At 36.0% G+C, this 19,859-nt stretch carries 20 protein-coding genes; 10 read left to right on the plus strand and 10 right to left on the minus strand.

The features are described 5' to 3' along the window. Positions 1-165 precede the first annotated feature (165 nt). The 6 genes from C9J34_RS12035 to C9J34_RS12060 all read right to left on the minus strand — a co-directional run bounded on the left by C9J34_RS12035 (position 166) and on the right by C9J34_RS12060 (position 5,166). Entirely contained in the window at positions 166-528 is a 363-nt protein-coding gene (locus C9J34_RS12035; RefSeq protein ID WP_107840121.1) for a DoxX family protein, read from the minus strand. Between the two features lie 14 nt (positions 529-542). Then, the gene (locus tag C9J34_RS12040; protein WP_107840122.1) at positions 543-1,004 is read right to left on the minus strand and encodes an HXXEE domain-containing protein; all 462 of its coding nucleotides are present in this window, start codon (positions 1,002-1,004) and stop codon (positions 543-545) included. Positions 1,005-1,057: 53 nt separating this feature from the next. After that, the gene (locus C9J34_RS12045; protein ID WP_193768985.1) at positions 1,058-1,639 is read right to left on the minus strand and encodes a TetR/AcrR family transcriptional regulator; all 582 of its coding nucleotides are present in this window, start codon (positions 1,637-1,639) and stop codon (positions 1,058-1,060) included. A gap of 251 nt (positions 1,640-1,890) precedes the next feature. Further along, positions 1,891-3,270: a 23S rRNA (uracil(1939)-C(5))-methyltransferase RlmD gene (rlmD, locus tag C9J34_RS12050; RefSeq protein WP_107840124.1), complete on the minus strand. Its 1,380-nt coding sequence runs from the start codon at positions 3,268-3,270 to the stop codon at positions 1,891-1,893. A 163-nt stretch (positions 3,271-3,433) separates the two neighbouring features. Beyond that, positions 3,434-4,174, minus strand: a complete 741-nt coding sequence (locus C9J34_RS12055) for a polysaccharide deacetylase family protein (protein WP_420799126.1) — start codon at positions 4,172-4,174, stop codon at positions 3,434-3,436. Between the two features lie 101 nt (positions 4,175-4,275). Then, positions 4,276-5,166 (minus strand): TIGR01777 family oxidoreductase, encoded by an 891-nt coding sequence (locus tag C9J34_RS12060; RefSeq protein ID WP_107840126.1) that lies wholly within the window; start codon positions 5,164-5,166, stop codon positions 4,276-4,278. A gap of 96 nt (positions 5,167-5,262) precedes the next feature. Here C9J34_RS12060 and recX point away from each other — a divergent pair, with 96 nt between their 5' ends. From recX to C9J34_RS12075, 3 genes are read left to right on the plus strand one after another with little or no spacing between them, the layout of a single operon-like run. After that, a complete protein-coding gene (gene recX, locus C9J34_RS12065; RefSeq protein WP_107840127.1) occupies positions 5,263-6,066 on the plus strand; it encodes a recombination regulator RecX in 804 nt (267 codons plus the stop codon). Continuing rightward, complete coding sequence (locus C9J34_RS12070) at positions 6,066-6,392, plus strand: YfhH family protein (RefSeq protein WP_107840128.1); 327 nt, start codon at positions 6,066-6,068, stop codon at positions 6,390-6,392. The genes recX and C9J34_RS12070 overlap by 1 nt, the downstream gene beginning before the upstream one ends. 1 nt (position 6,393) lies before the next feature. Continuing rightward, positions 6,394-6,663, plus strand: coding sequence for a YfhJ family protein (locus C9J34_RS12075; protein WP_107840129.1), 270 nt, complete (start codon positions 6,394-6,396; stop codon positions 6,661-6,663). Between the two features lie 281 nt (positions 6,664-6,944). Here C9J34_RS12075 and C9J34_RS12080 read toward each other — a convergent pair whose 3' ends face one another. Beyond that, the gene (locus C9J34_RS12080; RefSeq protein WP_326124132.1) at positions 6,945-7,202 is read right to left on the minus strand and encodes a helix-turn-helix domain-containing protein; all 258 of its coding nucleotides are present in this window, start codon (positions 7,200-7,202) and stop codon (positions 6,945-6,947) included. A 293-nt stretch (positions 7,203-7,495) separates the two neighbouring features. Here C9J34_RS12080 and C9J34_RS12085 point away from each other — a divergent pair, with 293 nt between their 5' ends. Beyond that, positions 7,496-8,983, plus strand: a complete 1,488-nt coding sequence (locus tag C9J34_RS12085; protein ID WP_153062631.1) for a sensor domain-containing diguanylate cyclase — start codon at positions 7,496-7,498, stop codon at positions 8,981-8,983. A 73-nt stretch (positions 8,984-9,056) separates the two neighbouring features. Continuing rightward, the gene (locus C9J34_RS12090) at positions 9,057-10,841 is read left to right on the plus strand and encodes a sensor domain-containing diguanylate cyclase (protein ID WP_238600639.1); all 1,785 of its coding nucleotides are present in this window, start codon (positions 9,057-9,059) and stop codon (positions 10,839-10,841) included. A gap of 90 nt (positions 10,842-10,931) precedes the next feature. Here C9J34_RS12090 and C9J34_RS12095 read toward each other — a convergent pair whose 3' ends face one another. Together C9J34_RS12095 and C9J34_RS12100 are read right to left on the minus strand one after the other, a co-directional pair. Further along, positions 10,932-11,555, minus strand: coding sequence for a kinase (locus C9J34_RS12095; protein ID WP_107840131.1), 624 nt, complete (start codon positions 11,553-11,555; stop codon positions 10,932-10,934). Positions 11,556-11,839: 284 nt separating this feature from the next. After that, positions 11,840-12,826, minus strand: coding sequence for a metal-dependent hydrolase (locus C9J34_RS12100; RefSeq protein WP_107840132.1), 987 nt, complete (start codon positions 12,824-12,826; stop codon positions 11,840-11,842). 265 nt (positions 12,827-13,091) lie between these two features. Here C9J34_RS12100 and mutY point away from each other — a divergent pair, with 265 nt between their 5' ends. The 4 genes from mutY to C9J34_RS12120 all read left to right on the plus strand — a co-directional run bounded on the left by mutY (position 13,092) and on the right by C9J34_RS12120 (position 17,200). Then, entirely contained in the window at positions 13,092-14,129 is a 1,038-nt protein-coding gene (gene mutY, locus C9J34_RS12105) for an A/G-specific adenine glycosylase (protein WP_107840133.1), read from the plus strand. Between the two features lie 46 nt (positions 14,130-14,175). After that, positions 14,176-14,346, plus strand: coding sequence for a hypothetical protein (locus C9J34_RS21970; RefSeq protein ID WP_193768986.1), 171 nt, complete (start codon positions 14,176-14,178; stop codon positions 14,344-14,346). 453 nt (positions 14,347-14,799) lie between these two features. Continuing rightward, positions 14,800-15,345, plus strand: a complete 546-nt coding sequence (gene ntdP / locus C9J34_RS12115; RefSeq protein WP_107840159.1) for a nucleoside tri-diphosphate phosphatase — start codon at positions 14,800-14,802, stop codon at positions 15,343-15,345. Between the two features lie 112 nt (positions 15,346-15,457). After that, positions 15,458-17,200: an ABC transporter ATP-binding protein gene (locus C9J34_RS12120; protein ID WP_107840135.1), complete on the plus strand. Its 1,743-nt coding sequence runs from the start codon at positions 15,458-15,460 to the stop codon at positions 17,198-17,200. Positions 17,201-17,420: 220 nt separating this feature from the next. Here C9J34_RS12120 and C9J34_RS12125 read toward each other — a convergent pair whose 3' ends face one another. Next, positions 17,421-18,662 carry a helix-turn-helix domain-containing protein gene (locus C9J34_RS12125; RefSeq protein ID WP_107840136.1) on the minus strand — a complete coding sequence of 414 codons (1,242 nt, stop codon included), beginning with the start codon at positions 18,660-18,662 and terminating at the stop codon, positions 17,421-17,423. 294 nt (positions 18,663-18,956) lie between these two features. Between C9J34_RS12125 and C9J34_RS12130 the strand changes: the two genes are divergently transcribed. Continuing rightward, entirely contained in the window at positions 18,957-19,838 is an 882-nt protein-coding gene (locus tag C9J34_RS12130) for a hypothetical protein (RefSeq protein ID WP_107840137.1), read from the plus strand. The last annotated feature ends 21 nt before the right edge of the window (positions 19,839-19,859 follow it).

The following is a 19,859-nucleotide window of genomic DNA, read 5'->3' on the forward strand; positions in this document are numbered from 1 at the left end:
TAAGAGACAGGGTAAAATGAAATTTTGTTCTCTGAAATTAGTTGAATTAGCTATAAAGTAAAGGTATAATACCAAAAATCGAAGAAAGCTCAATTAAATCAAGTAATGATTGTGTTAATTGAGCAATCTTATTTTTTTATTGCACAAACAATAAACAACTTCCTTTTAAAGTAGAAGGCTAGTTGGTAACAAATAAAGCAAAAACACGATTATAAGACAGAATAGAACAATTGCTGCCAGCGTTTGCTTAAAGCTATCCTTGATACGGATATGAGCAAATATAGCTCCAAGCATGATGATAGCGAGCCATATACCAGCTATTGTTGCCCATTGAGAATAGAAATATCCCACTATTAACCCCATTGCACCAATAAGTTGCGTAATTCCAGTTACCACACGAAACCATTGTGGCAGTTGTAGCCTTGTAAAATTTTGAATGTGCATGAGCGAGCCGTATACTTTGCCAACACCTGAAAACAAGAAAATAACGATTAAAATAGCTTGAACTACTGTAGTTATAATGAACAATTCCATCTTCCTCTCTATTTGTTGTTAGGTTTTAGAAATAATGTAGCAATTGCACTTATTCCAATAATTGTTCCTATAATTAGAGAAACGGTGAGTTCTATCATCGTTAACCTATTTTCTAAATGTATTTGATTGAAAAAGAAAATTGTAGATGGGAATGACAGAGTAGCAGCTGTTAGTAAGCCTGGAGAATACTCTTTATACATAATTGTTGTTACCACATGGAAAATCGCGTTTATACCAATGTGCAATTGAAATGCTGCTGCGAGTATGACCCAAATGCCATGATACCCGCTAGTTGATGCTTTATAAGAGATGACTAGAAGTAGTAGAATCATGCCAATTTGAATGATGACATGTTTATAGGTTGACATTGGCGCAAAGTGTCGCGTAGCCCATTTTGAAAAACTAGGAACTTCTTCAATCGTGTGGATAAGTAAGACAACATAAGGCAACCAGAAAATAAGATTATTCATCAAATGTACCTCCTTATTGTTTGAACGTTTAAACAATTTAATGCGAAAAAAAATTACGGTTTTGCTAAGTATGTTTCTAGTAGCTCGGCTAAAGTAACGTATGCGGCATCCAAATCAAAATCAGGATCAGCCATTTGCTCAAGAGCTAAGCCATCAATTGTTACGTTAATAATGGATGCTAATGCCTTTTTATTTATATTTTCTCTTAACGGCATCATGTTCAAGGTTTTCAATACTTGCTGTTTACCCGCTTCCAGACTCTGTTGAATTTCTTTGCGACCAGCTTCGCTCCTTAAACCTATTGCAAATAGCTCAAAGCGTAAACGATGCCAATCAGGGTATTGATGCACCATATTTTGTGGCACGGCTAATGCATGACGTATAAAGTTTTTATTCAATGGTATCTCTGAAATTTTATTCATTTCTTCAATGTAACGAGCACTTTCTAAATGAAAAATCTCAAACATTAAATCCTCTTTGCTCGAAAAATAATAATTAATGAGCCCTTGTGATATGCCTGCTTGCTTGGCAATTTCTTTAGTCGAAGCTTTTTCAAAGCCTTGCTCAGCCAACACTTGGTAGGCAGCTTCAACAATTTTACTTTTTGTATCTCCATTTACATTTTTAATCTTCATCGCCCTCCTTATTTGAACGTTTAAACAAAGTATAGCATGCATATAGAATTTGTCAATCACTGCAAATATCTACAACTAAATCAAATGTATTTATCAATTATGTCGAAGTGTAATTGCATCCAGAATTTCAAAAAGAAGATACCTCTTAAAAACTCAATAATAAAAATACCCAATTCAGAAAGAGTCACAAGAAACTCAATGTGAATTGGGTACTTTAAAAAAGAGCATATACAAGGGGAGTTAGCAATTCATTAATGGCTCTTTTTCAAAATAAGTTGTGTGACCACTTCAACATGTGCCGTCTGTGGAAACATATCAACAGGTTGCAAATATTCCACATGATAAAACTTCGTTAACTGTTGCAAATCCTTTGCCAATGTAGATGGATTACAAGATGTATATACAAGGCGCTTTGGCTTAATTTTTAAAACAGATTCGATAAATTTTCTATCTAAGCCTGTGCGTGGTGGATCTACTGTAATCACGTCTGGTGTGAAATCTTCTCGACGCCAGCGAGCAAGTAAATCCTCGGCTTTGCCTGTATAGTAACGAGCATGCTGGAAGCCATGATTGCGAGCGTTGCGTTTCGCATCGACAATACTTTCGGGTATAACGTCCATGCCGCGCACTTCCTTTGCATCACGCGCTAACCATAGACCAATTGTTCCAACACCACAGTAAGCGTCAACAACTGTTTCTTTGCCTGTTAATGCCGCTGCTTTTTTTATCTCATCATATAAATGTACAGTTTGCTCAGGGTTTAGCTGGAAAAATGCGCGTGAAGATAAATCAAATGCAAGTTCACCAAGCTCCTCATGAATTGTTTCTTTGCCATCTAAAACAATCGTTTCGTCACCGAAAATAAGCGATGTTTTTTCACGGTTAATATTTTGCGTAATGGATACGATTGAAGGATCAATTTTTTTAATACGTTCGATAAGCTCTGCTTTATGAGGCAATTCATTGCGTGTTGTCACTAAGCATAGCTGCGTTTCACCTGTACGGATACCTGTGCGTACCACGATTGTACGTACTAAGCCATTTAATGTTTTACCGTCATAAATCGGGATATTAAGCTTTTGCAAAATTTTACGCGTGCCAACTGTAATTTTTGATGTAACAGGGTGCTGTACAAGGCAATCGTTAATATTCAAGAGCTTGTTTGAGCCTTCAGTAAATAGCCCTGCATATACACGTTTGCCTTCCTTGCGTACTTGGAATTGACTTTTATTGCGATAATGCCAAGGGTTGTCCATGCCAAGAGTTGGGCGGATATCGGTATTTGCTGCAATTTCTGGTACATATTTTTCGAGTGCTTGAATCACAATATCACGCTTGTTTTTTAATTGCGCCTCATATGTCATATGTTGAAGTTGACAACCTCCACATTCGTCATAAACAGGGCAGGGAGCTTCTTGTCTATCTTCACTTTGTTTGCGAATTGATAAAAGCTCTGCCTCGGCAAAATTGCGTTGTAGCTTCGTTATTTTTACGGTTACTTCCTCTCCAGGTAAAGCACCTTTTACGAAAACGACATTGCGCTTAAAAAAGCCAACACCTTCACCATTAATGCCAAGTCGTTTAATTGTTAAAGGGAATTTTTGTCCAAGTGCCATTGTTGTTTGATTCATTTTTTCACGTCCTTATCTATTCTGCCTTTGTGAACTTTAGTCCAAACTTTTCTTCATTTACTTGAAAAAATTTGTGATACCCAACAAAAGCATTTTGTTATGGCAGTTGCCCTAAAATAAGTTCATCCCACCATTATAGCGCATGGTGGGATGAAAAAAAAGATTAAGGTAGTGTGACACCTTCATATTCGAGAACGAGATCGTCTAATGATTTAAATGTGTACCCTTGCTTTTTCGCATCTTGAATAAATTTCGGTAATGCTTCTGCGTTATCCTGTGCTACAGTATGCATTAAAATAACCGCACCAGGATGTAGCTGCTCCATTAAAGCATCGTATGCGTACTTGTAGCCGCGACGCTCATCTTTGAGCCAATCTTTGAAGGCAACAGACCAGAAAATATGGCGGTAGCCGTTGTCATTGCCAACTTTTAATAGCTGCTCATTAAATATTCCTTCGGGTGGACGGGCATAATAAGTACGTTCGATTCCTGTGAGCTCCTTTAGTTTACTATCGAACCTTTGCCATTCATCAACCATTTTGCTCTCAGTAAGCCGTGCCATATTCGGATGGTCATAAGAATGATTGCCAATTGTATGACCATCTGCTATCATGCGTTTCACTAAATCCGTAGCACTTGTTAAATAATGCCCTGTTAAGAAAAAGGTTGCAGGTGCATTTTCGGCAGCTAATGTGTCCAAAATACTTTCAGTAAAGCCATTTTCGTAGCCGTTATCAAAGCTTAAATAAGCAACCTTTTCATCTGACTTTCCTTTATAAATTGCCCCGTATTTATCGAGCAATGTATCAAGTTCTGCGCCTGCTTGTGCGGGTTCGTTATTTGTTGAGCGTTTAAAGCCCCAATGATACTCAGCAGCCTCTGCGGTTGAATTGGATGTTAACATAACTGTACCAAGTGCTGTACAAATCAGCAGTATACCTAAAAAATGATGTTTCCACATAGTTGTGCAAGCCTCCTCTTTTAAGAAATAGGTTGCACAAAATATCACGACTTATACAAATCATGAAGTGCTTCATCGAGTGTAGGGAACTGGAAAGTAAAACCTGTTGCCATCAATTTATCGGGCACAACATGCTGTCCTTCTAAGACGAGTACGCTTTTTTCACCAAGTGCTAATTGTAGCGCGAAACTTGGGACAGATAGCCAATGTGGTCTATTTAATACGCGACCTACTGTTTTACCGAAGCTTTTCATACGCTCTGCCTGTGGTGCGGCAAAATTAATTGCTCCTTCAAGTGAAGGTGTTTCAATTGCATGTAAAATCGCGCGTGCCACATCGCGTACATGAATCCATGATAACCACTGTTTACCAGAGCCAATTGTTCCACCAACAAACAATTTATAGGGCAATGCGATTAATGGAAGTGCACCAGCCTCTGTATCTAAAATGACACCGAAGCGAGCTAAGCATGTGCGAATGCCTAATTCTTTTGCACGCGAAGCTTTTTGTTCCCAATCTGCTACGGTTTTTCCTAAAAAATCTTGTGCTCGCTGTGTGGATGTTTCACTATATGTAGCAGTTGTAGAAATTGGATAAATACCGACAGCACTCGCATTGACAATTACTTGCGGTGGTGTACTAAGCTGCGTCACAATACGCAGCATTTCCTCTGTAGCCGTCATACGACTATGATAAATCGCTTCTTTTTGTTCAGCTGTCCAGCGCCCATCATTCAATGAAACACCAGCTAAATTAACAAATGCTTCAATGCCCTCTAGTTGTTCAAGTGGTAATGTACCATTTAGCCATTGAACATGGCGTGCATTTTTGGGCTTTTCGCGTGTTAAAGTAATAACTTCATGACCTTGTTCATGCAACAAGGCTGTGAGTGCGCGTCCGACTAAGCCTGTGCCACCTGCGATTGCAATTTTCATGGTGATCTCCTCCTTTTGCCGTTAGTATAGTATTCGTGAAAGACTGCTGGAAAACCTGTATACTTAGGTTAATTCGTATGAGAAAGGAAGAAAGGCATGTTGGTTATTACAAAAATAGGGCGCCAAAAAAACAATCCAGAGCGTTATAATATTTATTTGAATGAAGAATATGCCTTTGCTGTAGACGAAGGAACGCTGATTCAATTTGGCTTGACGAAGGGCAAAGCGCTTGAGCAGTTTGATATAGATGAAATTACGTATGAGGATGAAATTGCTAAGGCATTTAACAAGGCGTTACATTTTTTAAGCTTCCAAATGCGCAGTGAATATGAGGTTAGAAAAAAGTTACTCGACGCAGGGCATGGCGAGGCAGTCGTGTTAGAGGCAGTTCGTAAGCTTGAGCGTTTAGGTTTTTTAAATGATGAAACGTATTCAAAGGCATTGCTTGAAACGAAAAAAAGAACAGCGAGTAAAGGGCCGCGTGCCATTAAGCAAGACTTAATAAAAAAAGGCATTGATAAAAATTTGCAGGAACAGGTGTTAGAAACATTTACGCATGAGGAGCAAGTGGAGATTGCCCTACAACTAGCAGAGAAGGAAGTACGTGGTGGGAAAGGGCGAACGCCTACACAAATTAAGCAAAAAATTCAAGATGTGCTTGTGCGTAAAGGATATTCGTTTACAATTGTACAAGAGGTACTTGACCAAATGACGATTGAACGGCATGATGATGAGTGGCAGCATTTAATCGAAGCACAAGGCGATAAACTTTGGCGTAAATATAGCGCGAAGCATACAGGTAGAAATCTACATATGAAAGTGAAGCAAGCCCTTTATCAAAAAGGCTTTCCAGTTGAAATCATCAATCTTTATATAAATAGCAAGGAGTCGGAAGAGTAATGGAAAAAAATTATGCAGCGATGACAGAGCAGGAGTTGCGAACAGAAATCGCGACATTAAGAGAAAAGGCGCGTAAAGCGGAGCAGCTAGGCATTATGAACGAGTTTGCTGTGTACGATCGAAAAGCAATTATGGCGGCCTCTTATTTAGTTGATTTAGATAAAATCGTACTTGGTGAAATGTATCGTATTGACGGTGCACCAGGGGAATTTTTCAAAGTAGATCGATTAAAGGGACGTTTTGCTTGGGGCCATCGTTTAGGCAGTGAGCGCTATGAGGAAGCAATACCTGTCGCCATGTTATTACCGATGAAGGTGGGGAAATAAGATGGAGCAACATATGGAGAAATTAACAGAGCAATTGCTACAAAAAAATCCAGCATTGTCAAAAGGGCGTGCACGTACATGGATTGAATTGCTTTGGAGTGATTTTGAGGCAACTTCTGCAAAAGCAGGCTACGCATTTCGCGGAGCAGATTATACCGCAAATCTTATCAAGCAATTAATTGAGAGCTACGGCGATAAGCTACATGAATTTGCAGGCAAAAATCCAAAATATGTGCATTTATTAAATAATAGTGATGATCTTGTACAATAGCGTAATTACATGAAACTTCAATCCATGGATATTTTCCACGGATTGAAGTTTCATTTTGCTTTAGTAGAAGGCTCTACTCTCAACAGATGGAGAGGTGAATTAAGGTGGATGATAGCCCTTTCACTAGCACGCTCGAAAAAATCTGGGCAAGAGTTATCTAAGGTGTAATAGATGCTATTAAATTTCGAGGGAGAGGAGACATTTTGCTGTGTAAGATAATATTGTTAACTAACAGTTTGGAAATAAGGAAATGAGCGTAAATTTTGAGATACTGTGAAATACTAAATCGTAGTACGCTTAATTGTATGACCGTCAAACTCTTCTTCTAATTGCTGAACAAACTCCGAGGGTTTCATATTTAATGCATTTGCCAGCAAAAAAACGGTAGTAATAGTTGGCTGCTTTATATTTCTTTCTAACATGCTAATATATGTTCGATCAAGGCTGCTTCTTGCCGCTAATTCCTCCTGTGAGAATTTCATAGATAGACGTAACCTTTTTAAAACAGTACCAATTGTAATAGTTTCAATTTCAATCAAGAGAAAAAATCCCCTTTTTTAATTAATTACAATAGTATGCAACACTGTAGTCTACATACTATAGTCTACAAAATGAGGCTGAAAAGAAATTTAAATACCTATCGATGCAAAAATATAGTAGAATTTATTTTGTAGACTATAGTCTAAATATGATATACGGAATGAATAATTTGGATATATTATAAAATTGTTTACCTATAAAAATGGTGAATTTACCCTAAACAGATTAAAGTACTAGGTTATTTTTATAGCGATAAATATATTTATTCATTTTAAGTAAATGGAGGGGAGTTTTGTTGGTATATAGCGCCAGAATAAGCAAAGGGTTACTATATTTTTTGATACTCTTCATATATATACTGTTGCCTACACCATCTACTTATGCAGCAGTGTATCCAAATCAGATTGAGAATACATATGACACCTTTTTTAAAAATAGTAAAACAGATAATTTACTTACGACAAATATGCTATGGCTGGATGGGCTACAGATTGAAACGAAAAAGGGTACGATGAATGCTTTACAAAAAAGTGTTACAAATCGATTTAACTTATTGCAAATAACAGAACCAACTATGAAAGAACGTGACTTGCTAAGTAGCATTTATTCAACAGATAATTTAATTCACTATAGTTATGTTACAGGGATTTTTTATGGTTTTTTGTTTGCTATAGCTGCTTATCATTTATTCCTTTATTTTTCCATAAAGGAAAGAATGTATTTATATTATGTGTTATTTATAGTAAGTTTTATACTTTTTCAAATAGTAAAGCTGCAGACATTATCCGCAATATTTATACATCTTTTAATTGTATTTATGCTGTTATTTACTAGGCAGTTTCTTGAATTGCCAAAATACATACCGCACTTTTATCGACTAACAAAAGGATTATTAGGTGTTATATTATTTGTATTTTTATTGTCTAATGTAGTGCCACTTAGTGATTTTATTCCTATTTATCTAATAGTAATTGTGATGGTTTTATGGCTCAGCGGATTGCGCGCTGTGCTAAAAGGACAAAAAGTAGCGCGCTTTTATATGGTTGGCTGTAGCTTATTGCTTAGTTCTATGATTGTTCAAATATTTTACCCATACGTTTTAGGATGCGATATTCTAACTATAGGTGTTGTCGTTACATCGCTGTTTTTGTCCCTAGCATTGGGGGATAGAATAAACTTGATGAAAAAGGACCATCAAATTTTGCAATATAAGTTGAATGAAAAGCTAGAGTATAAAGTTCAACAGCGAACACAACAATTAGAAAAAGTGATGGCCGAGCTTGATAAATTAGCGAATACAGATCGACTTACACAAATATCGAATCGCGTACATTTAGAACAAATACTTGAAGAATATTTTCCTCTTGCAGAGCAGCAAAGCATGCCCTTTTCCATTATTTTATTGGATATTGATGATTTCAAAGTTGTGAATGATGAGTTTGGTCATCAGGTCGGTGATATAACACTTCGAAAAGTAGCACAAGTGTTAACAAGTGCGATTAGAGAGCAAGATGCTGTTGGTAGATGGGGAGGGGAAGAGTTTTTAGTGTTATGTCCTCAAACAACGTTAAGTGAAGCGGTGATAATAGCTGAAAAACTAAGGAATCAATTAGCTATTTATCCATTTCCATTTATTCAACAAAAAACAGCGAGCTTTGGCGTGGCAAGTTATGCGCTAGAAGATAATCTTAACTCACTAATATCAAGGGCGGATAAAGCGTTATATCAAGCTAAAAAATACGGAAGAAACTGTGTTGAGTTTACAGTAACAATGTTGTGAAAATTAATTTGTTGATTGTGTAAATATAGAATATACTTATGAGAAATTTACAACAGATAGATAGGAGGGATTAATGTTGTCATATAGAGCGGCAAGAAAAAATAAATTACTGCTTCTGGGAATTTTTTTTGTTATTGTATATATGCAACTCTCGACCTTATCTACTTATGCGGCAGAGCATCCAGATAGGGTGGTGCTAGGAAAATATTATGATATTTTCAGGGATACATCCAATGCTATTACAATAGAAGAAATTATAAATGGAGCACACAATGAAACCTTTGAACCGAGTAAAGATGATTATTTATTATTTTGGCATACAACAGATACGATTTGGTTAAGGCTTTCTGTAAAGGATTTGCTAGTAGGAGAATATGATTATTGGATTGAAGTGACTGATAAATTAGATAGTATTGAGATGTTTTTAATACAGCCGGATGGCTCATATACAGTGCAACAAAGAGGATTATCCCATGTTGAGCAACAAAATATATCATACCGCTCCAATTTATTTCAAATTAATGACTCAAATGTTACAGAAATATATTTTAAGCTAGAAGGTACACAACTATTACCCCTAAGCATGGTTTCATTTCTTTATACAACAGATGTTTTTACGCAAAGTGTGATGGACTATAAATTTTTTACAGGCATCTTTTACGGAGCTTTGTTAGCTTTGCTTATTTATAATATATTTTTATACTTTTCCTTTAAGGAAAGAGCGTATCTATACTATGTGCTTTATATGGCAAGCTTTATTTTTTATCAAGCAACAATGAATTCATTAGATATAGAAATATTTGGTGCAATCCTACCGAAGTGGCTATTGGCTAAAACATTAACGATAAGTGCCCATTTGTTGTATGTTTCAATGTTGCTGTTTTCCATAGAATTTTTGGAATTGAAAAAATATTTGCCGCGCAGTTATAAAGTTGCAAAAGTATTTTTAGTTGTTGCACTTGTATCATTTATTGCTATATTTATTGTACCCAATGCAAGTATAGTGAATGATTTTACGCTTATTTATGCGCTGACGATATTGCTATTTTTATGGATTGTCGGCTTGCGTGTTTTGTTAAAAGGGCAAAAAATGGCACGCTTTTATATGATTGGATGGACGCTACTGTTAGGTGCTATTATTATACAAGCATTAAGTTTTTTAACGATTATTCCTTTCCATCCATACTTTTTTGAGCATGTGCCTGCAATCGGTGCAATTTTTGAAGCTTTATTTTTATCGTTAGCATTAGGCGATAAAATTAATTTAATGAAAAAAGAGCATCAAGAAATACAGATTGTACTCAATGAAACATTAGAGCATAAAGTGAGACAGCGCACACAGCAATTAGAACAAGCAAAGCAAGAACTTGAACAATTGGCAAATACCGACCGCCTTACACAAATATCGAATCGTGTTAGGTTAGATGTAGTATTAGAAGAATATTTTGTTTTGGCAAAGCAAAATGAAACGCCGTTTTCGATTATTTTATTAGATATTGATAATTTTAAAGAAGTGAATGATACATATGGGCATCAAGTAGGGGACCAAGTGTTAATAGAATTTGCCCAAGTATTAAAAAATGCGATTCGCGAGCAGGATGTTGTTGGTAGATGGGGCGGAGAGGAGTTTTTAATTATTTGTCCTCACACAGTGTTGAATGAGGCACTTCAATTAGCGGAAGTCTTAAGATTACAATTGACTAGTCACTCATTCCCAGTAGTTCAGCATAGAACAAGCAGTTTCGGTGTGGCAAGCTATGTACCTGGAGATACACTTCATACTTTATTATCTAAATCGGATAAGGCATTATACAAAGCAAAAGCAGATGGGAAAAATTGTGTGGAATACATGAAGTAAAATGTTCAGAAGGCTGTTGGAAAAATAGGTTCGGCTGTAGCTATACTTTCCAACAGCTATTGCATATTTAAAAGCTTGGATACGAGGATTTTAAAGTCTATCATCAATAGGCTTTTCTGATTTAATGCTATGAGCAAATTTTAAAGGGGCTTGCTTTTGTAAATAATATTCCTCTGCTGGCCAATATCTGTTTTTGTATTTGCTAATTCGCTGTTCTAAACTACCTAAATATTTGTCACGCTGCACTGCACGTTCATACCGTATTTCTTTTGGGCAATCTAAAAAAATTATATAATCGTAAAAGGCTTTCCATTCTTCTCGCAAAAGAAATACACCTTCGATGATGACGATGCAACGAGATGGGATATGGATGGTTTTATTAATTGAACGATCCTCTTCATGGCTGTAAAATGCTAAACATAATTGCTTTGCATTGTTATGGAGCTTTTCAAATAAATTTTCTGTTAGATAGGTTATATCCCATTGTAAATGATAGTATTCATACCATTCAGCGTGCTTTGTATGATAACGCAATTTTCTTTCGACAATATGATTATCGATATGAATAATGACCATATCAGCTTCGTTTTTTAACTGTTGTACAAATGTAGTTTTGCCTACACCGCTTAATCCATCGATTGCTACAATAAACGGTCTATCCAAGTCATGGTCTTTATATGCCTCTTTAATCTCTTGTTTTACAGTATCATGCATAACTTTTTATGTTCCCCCGATCTCATTAAATTATCAAAATATAACACGAAAATAAGAATGTTAGATGAATTATAGCAAAGACGGGGAAGTGAGTGCTTGTACATTTTCTAGTCCAAAAGTAGTGATTCGCTCAACCGCTGCCGATTTTCGCTCATTAAACAGTGAGATTCGCCCGCAAGACAACTAAATTCGCCCAATAAAGTTCAAAAATCGGGGTTTGTCTGCGAACTAATAAAAATAGCTGTTTAGAATATGTCCTATCCTAAACAGCCAAATATTATGAACTAATCACTCGCCCCAATTTGCAGTTTTCGCTGTAGCTTATCTTCCGTAAAAATCCAGCCAGTATACGATGTAACGACATCTAAATCATCATTTAAATGCGCTACTGCAACGAATGGATAGCGGTTGTTGCTACGATAGCGTAGGTCAATTAAGCGCACCTCTGTTAAGCCGTTGTCGAGCTCGGAAATTTCCCAACGATAAAGCGGGGAGAAGGAAACGAAAGCTTCTAAATTTGAATCGCTTAAAGCTTTCTCGACAAGCGGTGTTTTTGGCAACGGATGAATTTCAAATTTATCATAAATATTAACTGTTCGTCCGTAAGCTTTCCCTACATAATAATGCGTTTTAGAGGCGGCTGCTACACGCCAATTGAAAAAGCGCATTGTCGGTGCAACAATAACGTATTCCTCATCTTGAATCGTTGCATGCACCGCTTTTTTAACTGCTTTTTGGACAAAAAAGCGCAGTATATAATATAGAACGATGATGCAATACATGATGCTAAACGTTAGTACGGGATTAGCACCGAAAGCCCAAAGCAATAGCCCGATGCAATGGATTGTAAAAATAAAAGGGTCAAACGTATTGATAACACCTAATGCCACCCACTGCTTAGAAAATGGGCGTAAGGCTTGCGTGCCGTAAGCATTGAAAATATCGACGAAAACATGGAGAAAGACAGCGAGCTGTATCCAAAGCCATAAGTGCAAAGTGTTGGCATCTTGGAAAAATAACGATAAAATAGCCGTTATAAGAAGTGGCCATAATAAAGTAGCGGGAATAGAGTGAGTAATTCCGCGATGATGACGTATATATATTGCGTTATTACGCATTTTTAACACAGTATCAATATCGGGGGCTTGTGAGCCGATAATCGTTCCTGCCATGACAGCAGTAAATGTAATGGAATGGTTTGCAACGACTGGGTCGGCCAATGCTAAGCCGCCAAGTGCAATTCCCATAACTAAATGTGTACCAGAATCCAAATTCATCATCTCCTATCAATTACGTCTCGGCGTAATTGCGTCGAGATTTTGCATTGTGCTTGCACTTAGTAGAAGTTAACCTAAAAGCGTCACGACATGCGCGAACGATTAACTGATCTGCATTGTGCAGGTCTCCTTTCAAAATCTCTGACATCCGCCGGAGGCTTAATTTGAATCAATGCTGATTCAAATTAAAGGATATCTTGTTACTTCTATCATATACCCTTTTTCAATGAAATAAAATCTAAAATAAGTGGAGGCAGCTGTGAATTACGAATATACGCAACAATTTCGACAAGCTTTAGTCGAATGGTTTAATAGAGAAAAAAGAGATTTACCTTGGCGACGGACAACAGAGCCTTATCATATATGGGTATCAGAGGTAATGCTACAGCAAACGCGAGTAGATACTGTTATCCCTTATTACAATCGTTTTATTGAGCGCTTTCCAACTGCTGAAACCCTTGCTTATGCACCAGAGCAAGAATTATTAAAAATGTGGGAAGGCTTAGGCTATTATTCAAGAGCACGCAATTTACAGGCTGGTGTACGGGAAGTCGTAGAAACGTATCATAGTGTTGTGCCTGATAATCGAGCAGATATTTCCAAATTAAAAGGTGTTGGTCCATATACAGCTGGCGCTATTCTTAGCATCGCCTATGGTAAGCCTGAGCATGCGGTTGATGGCAATGTGATGCGCGTTTTAAGCAGAGTGCTACATATTAAAGAAGATATCGCTTTACCAAAAACACGCAAAGTGTTTGAGGAGGCGGTTGACTATTTAATTGACCCTGATAATACATCCTCATTTAACCAAGGCTTGATGGAGTTAGGTGCATTAATTTGTACGCCAACGTCCCCTAAATGCTTATTATGCCCAGTACGTGATTATTGTATAGCATTTGAAGCAGGAGATGCCGCAGAGCTACCAATTAAGACGAAAAAGGTGAAAATGAAACAACTTGAGCTTGATGTAGTCGTGGTGCAAAATGCAGAGGGACGCTATTTAGTAGAGAAACGACCAGAGGAAGGACTCCTTGCAAATATGTGGCAATTTCCGATGATCGAGCGCGGTCAAGAAAACATTGCAGAAAAATATGGTGTTGAAATAGGCACACCAACATCTTTATTAACATTCAAACATGTTTTTTCACATTTAACATGGCATATCGATAGCTATTATGCAGTAGCAACCGAGACAGGCATATTAGCTGATCCAGTGGAGTGGTTCACAAAGGAACAAATTGCCCAATTACCAATGCCTGTACCTATGCTAAAAATTTGGTCACAAATAAATGTATAAATCATTTTTTCGTGCGCACAATAATGAGCACGGAGGTGATTTGAAAATGAAACATAATCGTCAAAACAATGAGCAAGGGAAAAAACAAAACCCAATGCAACGTGAGGAATTTGCGGCAGAGCCAGATTTCCGCGAAATGGAAAAAAGCAATCAATATGCTGGGAAGCAGCAGCCAAAGAAAAACATTGGCAACCAAAATAACGAAGAAACAAAATAATGTTAAAAGGAGCTGTCTCAAAACTATTTTGAGACAGCTTCTTTCTGTTAAGACGCCTGTTATAGAGAAAATGAAGAGATACCCTTCTAGCCATTTCAATAATTTTGACTACAAGTTTGTCCGAACGATTGATATAATAAAATATGAATGTTACATTAAATGATAAATAATTAGTTCTTAGTTTTATCCCGTATTAATAGGCTGTACTTCTGCATAAAAGTGGCAGGTATTTTTTGTACCAAAAGCGAAGTTTCAAGTACAATCTTTTGTGTATCGAAAGCGAAGCGGGAGGTACACGATGCTTACTTCAAAACTTGAAGCGCTGTGAAGGAATTTTTAAATAGGAGATAGCAGCCTGTAAAAGCTCGATTGGCGAAGCAAATAGTGAAGATTCACTTTATGAAAGCTGAGATGCAATTGATTAACGGTGAACAAAAAAAGGTGGGCTTTGATATGGCATTACCAGTAGAAGGAGAAACGATACAAATACATAGCTATAAACACAATGGTCGAATCCACCGTATCTGGCAAGAAACGATGGTGCTAAAGGGAACTAAAAATGTCGTTATTGGCGCAAATGAAAAGACGCTTGTAACAGAATCTGATGGGCGCACTTGGCTAACAAGAGAGCCGTCGATTTGTTATTTCCATGCAGAGCATTGGTTTAATATTATTTGTATGCTACGCGAAGATGGTGTGTATTATTATTGCAATATGAGTTCACCATTTGTCTATGACAACAATTCCTTGAAATACATCGATTATGATTTAGATGTTAAGGTGTTTCCTGATATGTCATACACATTGCTCGATGAGGATGAATATGAGGAACATAAAAAATTGATGGCATACCCTGAAGTAATTGATAAAATTTTGAAGCGCAATGTAGCAAAGTTAATAAGCTGGATTCAGCAACGCAGAGGTCCGTTTGCGCCAGATTTTATTGAAGTATGGACAAATCGTTATCATCTAAACCGCGAAATTCAAGGAGAAAAATGAGTCATAATGAAAGAAAAGCTTGCCAAAACATCTTGGCAGGCTTTTCTTTGTCTATTTGCTATAATAAATATTTAGAAAATCGAAGCATTCATAAAAGGAAGTGGAAAAACACTTGGACAGTATGAAAAGATATATGCGTTTTGTGAAGCCATATACTTGGGAATTAATTTTAACGATTATTATCGGTGTTTTAAAATTTGCGATACCATTATTTATTCCGTTGCTTATACAGATTGTCATTGATGATATCATTGGTTCGGATACGTTGACAAAGGCAGAGATGACGAAACAGCTTGTCTATTGGCTAGGTGGAACATTAATTGTGTTCTTTATTATTCGTCCACCAATTGAATATTACCGCCAATATTTTGCGCAAAATATTAGTAATAAAGTGTTATTTGATATTCGTAAGGAATTGTATATGCATTTGCAAAAATTAAGCTTAAAGTATTATGCCAATACGCGAGCAGGGGAAGTTATTTCACGTGTTATTAACGATGTAGAGCAGACGAAAAACTTTGTGCTGATTGGTTTGATGAATTTATGGCTTGATTTAGTAACAATTTTAATAGCGGTGGCCATTATGCTAACGATGGATGTCAAGCTAACATTAGTTGCGCTTATTTCCTTCCCACTTTATGCGTTTAGCGTAAAGTATTTTTTCGGGAAATTACGCGCCTTAACACGCAAACGTTCACAAGCCTTAGCGGGAGTACAGAGCTATTTACATGAACGTGTAGCAGGAATCAGCATTATTAAAAGCTTTACGCTAGAGCGCCATGAGCAAAAAATATTTGATGAGACAAATGGCGAGTTTTTAGATAAAGCGTTAGATCATTCGAGATGGAATGCAAAATCATTCGCGGTCGTCAATACGATTACAGATATTGCGCCATTATTAGTGATTGGCTATGCAGGCTATCAGGTCATACAGGGTAATTTATCGCTCGGTGTGATGGTGGCATTTATCGCTTATATTGAGCGCTTATATGGACCACTTCGTCGACTTGTCAGCGCTTCTACTACATTAACACAATCGCTCGCATCAATGGATCGTGTTTTCGAATTATTTGATGAGCAATACGATATTGTCGATAAAAAAGAAGCGCAATCTTTAAAGAATGTGGCGGGACAAGTAACGTTTCAAAATGTTGCTTTTCGTTATGAAGATGAGGGGCAAAACATTTTAAAAAATATCAATTTCACCATCCAAGCCGGTGAAACCGCAGCGTTTGTCGGTATGAGCGGTGGCGGTAAGTCAACAATTGTCAGCTTAATTCCGAGATTTTATGATGTGACATCGGGTGCTGTGATGATTGATGATAATGACGTTCGAGATGTAACACTTGAATCGCTACGTTCACAAATCGGTATCGTGTTGCAGGACAATATTTTATTTAGCGATTCCGTCAGACATAATATTTTAATGGGCAAGCCTGATGCGACAGAGGAAGAAATTATTGCTGCGGCTAAAGCAGCGAATGCACATGATTTTATCATGAATTTACCGAACGGCTATGATACGCAAGTAGGTGAACGTGGCGTCAAGCTATCTGGAGGGCAAAAACAGCGCATTGCCATCGCGCGAGTATTTCTGAAAAACCCACCGATTCTTATATTGGACGAGGCGACATCAGCACTTGATTTAGAAAGCGAAGCATTGATTCAAGAGTCGTTAGAGCGTTTAGCACATAATCGCACAACGATTATTATTGCGCACCGTCTATCAACAATTACACATGCCGATAAAATTTTCGTTATTGAGCATGGACAGCTTGTTGAGGAAGGCAATCATGAGCAGTTGATGGGGCAGCAAGGGGCTTATTATAATTTGTTCCAGGTGCAGAAACTATAAGTAGAATCCCCTCAAAAAATAAGATTTTTGAGGGGATTTTGTGGATTAAAATTAATAAGGTATATCTGATAAATTTTTCAATGTGTTTGCTTTTTGAATGGTGATTGTCGGATGATCCTCGACAAGCAACTCTTGCGATTTAACATTGGTGAAGAGAATAATTAGTGTAATCATAAATACTAAAAAAAATACTTTAAAAAAATTTCTTATAAAACTCTCCTTAATTATATAGATTTTCACCTGCTATGTATGCAGCTTTATAATAATTTGCTGCATCTTTATAGTGCGCTTTTTTGGAATAATAATCTCCTAATAATACTGAGTATTTAGAGATATTTTTCCAATCCTTCTTATTTTGAAAAAAGGGAAGAGCGATTTCTTTTAAATAACTGGCTAAATCATCAGACTCTTCATCCATTAAATAATTTAAAGTAGTTAAATTTATTTGCGAAGTGCTTAGATTTAGGGGGATTGTTAGCCCTGTTGTAACCCATTTCTTTGCGTCTTTTTTCTTGCCGATTAAATAGTATTCGTTGGCGAGTAGATAGATTGTACCTAATAGAGATTGGTCTAAGTTCCCTTCTTTTTTTTCAAACGCTTTTAAATAGTATTCAATAGCCAATTCAGAGTTTTTTTTCTGAGAATATAGATAGCCTAAGTTATGATAAATTGTCGCTTGTATTGGAAATTCTCGTTTAATATGATGACTAAGCTTTAGTACTGCTTGATAATAATAGTTTGCTTCATCGAACTCTTTAATTCTAGCAAGGCTTATACCAAGTAGCATTTGGCAATCCATTATGCGCAATAAATTATTTTGCTGTTGAAAAACGTGTAAGGCTTTTTGCGCATAAATAATAGCAAGTGATGTACTGTTAAGTTGGCTAAAGGTGACAGCTAGAATATATTGAAGTTCCACATCGACCAATTCAAGTTTCTCTCGTAATTGATTTGCTTTTTTCCCCTGTGTTAGAGCAACATCAAATTCCCCCTTTTTATAATAGTAAATACAAGAAAATTTAAAGTATAAATAATGTAAGTTTTCTGTGAATACATCAATATATGATTTTACTTTTATGTAACTGCTTTCTATTTGCTCCATATTTGTATACGAAAGGTCATATCTCCATTTAATTAAATAAAAGTAGGATTCAATGGAAGGACTCTGGATAAAATGTAAATCTCTTTTAAGTTCAAGCATTATTTTATCTGCCAATGCCCTATTATTTTCTTCAATATTTTTATACCAATCTGTTATTGAATTTTCATAGTGATTTTGTTGAGGAATTTGGTTAAAGTTCATCCCTAAGCGTTGAAAAAGCAATTTAACAGTTTCAGGATTAGGAGAAATTTTATCATTTTCAATTTTACTCAAATAAGGAATAGAGCAGATGCCATCAGCCAATTCTTGCTGTGTAAATCCTTGCTTTTTTCTATAGTAATATAATTCCTTTCCCAGCATTATAAAAACCTCCTCTTTCAATATTGAGAAATATTTATGAAAATTATAGTGTTATCATACTAAATTTACAAAAATTTCTCAATACTCATTTGATTTGAAAATAATTAAAATATAAGTAGGTTTTTGACTGTTGAAAAGTGGTTAGAGGTGTCGAAAGAAAGGGGAATAAAAACCCTTTAAACAATGAATATTAGATATGATGTGTATTGAATTTCTCAATTAAGGATAAGTAGTTCCACAAATTAATTGCAAACAACAATAACTATAGGCACGGCGTTAGGGGGAATTATATTTATGTCAAAAATATTAAAATTAAATAATTATCAATATACATATAATACTGAAAAATTGAATATATTCTCAGAATTACATGAATACAGTATTTCGGGTGAGTCTACTAAAGATATTTTTTCGGTACTTCAGTTATGTAATAGTAGGTTGTCCCAAGAAGAGATTTACACCAATTTGGAGCTTCCAAAAGACTATTTTCAAGAAATAATGAATTTTTTGAAAAACAAAGAGATTGTTAAGTTTGATAAGGCTGATAAAAGTGAAGCTTTTAAAATGTTATCTTCGATGAAACCGACACTAACACCTAGTGAGATAGAAGAGGAATTAAAATTTTTGAAAAAACGGAAAATTGGAATTTTAGGTGATTCGTCATTGGTTAATTTTGTGAATGATGAAATAAAAGAATACTTTGATACGGTCATAATAGGTGAGGACGAAATTTTGAACGAGGATACCTTGTACATTGTAGTTTATGGCTATGAGGATATAGATAAATTTCTCTTCTTTAATGATAAAGCTCACAATCGGAATGTTACCTTTCTTAGGAGTGTAGTAACTAAAGATTCTCTAAGCTTAGGACCTATATACATTCCAAAAGAAACAGTATGTTATAGTTGTTTTTTAAATAGGGTATTATCAAATAAAAGTGAGCCTAGTATTTATTTGAAATATTATAAATCAGGTAAATTGAGTGCAAAAACAGAAGAATATCCACAAGATGTAATAACTATGGGAACTGTAAGCATAAAAAAACAACTAATTAAATACTGTTCTAACTACTTCTCTTCTGAACTGGTACATAAAGAAATAGTTCATCATTTCTATAAAGATGAAATTCACTTTAATAAAATATTAATGATTCCTAATTGCGTTTATTGTGATTAAATTATTGATGTTAAATTCTGA

Origin of the sequence: Metasolibacillus meyeri (genome assembly GCF_003049505.1) — a bacterium.
GTDB classification, from domain to species: Bacteria; Bacillota; Bacilli; order Bacillales_A; family Planococcaceae; genus Metasolibacillus; species Metasolibacillus meyeri.